The organism is Micromonospora sp. DH13 (genome assembly GCF_020873825.1).
GTDB lineage: Bacteria > Actinomycetota > Actinomycetes > Mycobacteriales > Micromonosporaceae > Micromonospora > Micromonospora haikouensis.
Window position 1 is genome coordinate 1 of the sequence record NZ_JAHWGR010000090.1, and the last position, 1,225, is coordinate 1,225.

General features: G+C 67.3%; 1 protein-coding gene and 1 pseudogene. Both read left to right on the forward strand.

The genetic code is table 11. From position 1 onward, the window contains the following. A pseudogene (locus LPA42_RS33355) lies at positions 1-258 on the forward strand (sulfate adenylyltransferase small subunit); the annotation flags it as partial. After that, positions 258-1,225, forward strand: a 968-nt coding sequence (locus LPA42_RS33360; RefSeq protein WP_228987138.1) for a sulfate adenylyltransferase subunit 1, incomplete at its 3' end; no start/stop codon positions are given. The pseudogene LPA42_RS33355 and the gene LPA42_RS33360, both read left to right, overlap by 1 nt.

Here is a 1,225-nt window from a genome sequence, read left to right on the forward strand (position 1 = left end):
GAGCGGGACGGCATGTTGTATGCGGTGAACGAGTTCTTCACCCCGCGGGCGGGTGAGACGCGGTTCGTGGAGGTGGTGCGGTACCGGACGGTGGGTGACGCCTCGTGCACGGCGGCGGTGCGTTCGGATGCCGGCACGGTGGCGGCGGTGATCGAGGAGGTGGCCGCGACGCGGATCACCGAGCGGGGCGCGACGCGGGGCGACGACCGGGTCAGCGAGGCCGCGATGGAGGACCGTAAGCGGGAGGGTTACTTCTGATGAGCATCGACATGGCGCCGGTCGAGGTGGAGACGCGGCCGATGGATCTGTTGCGGTTCGCCACGGCCGGGAGTGTGGACGACGGTAAGTCGACGTTGATCGGCCGGTTGTTGTATGACACGAAGTCGTTGTTCACCGATCAGTTGGCGGCGGTGGAGGCGGTCAGTGCGGCGCGGGGGGACGAGTACACGAACCTGGCGTTGTTGACCGACGGGTTGCGGGCGGAGCGGGAGCAGGGCATCACGATCGATGTGGCGTACCGGTATTTCGCGACGCCGCGGCGGAAGTTCATCATCGCGGACACGCCGGGGCACATCCAGTACACGCGGAACATGGTGACGGGGGCGTCGACGGCGGACCTGGCGTTGATCCTGGTGGACGCGCGTAAGGGCCTGGTGGAGCAGTCGCGGCGGCACGCGTTTCTGTGTTCGTTGTTGCGGGTGCCGCATCTGGTGTTGTGTGTGAACAAGATGGACCTGGTCGACTTCGACCGGGAGGTGTTCGAGGCGATCGCGGACGAGTTCACGGCGTTCGCGGCGAAGTTGGACGTGCCGGACCTGACGGTGGTGCCGGTGTCGGCGTTGCAGGGTGACAACATCGTGTCCCGGTCGGAGAACATGCCGTGGTACGAGGGGCCGTCGTTGCTGCACCATCTGGAGCGGGTGCACATCGCCTCGGACCGGAACCTGCAGGACGTGCGGTTCCCGGTGCAGTACGTGATCCGGCCGCAGTCGACCACGGTGACCGACTACCGGGGGTACGCCGGTCAGGTCGCCTCGGGGGTGTTGAAGGCCGGTGACGAGGTGATGGTGCTGCCGTCGGGGTTCACCTCGCGCATCGCGGCGGTGGAGACCGCCGACGGGCCGGTCGAGGAGGCGTTCCCCCCGATGTCGGTCACCGTCCGCCTCGAAGACGAGATCGACATCTCCCGCGGAGACATGATCTGCCGCCCCCACAACGCCCCCAC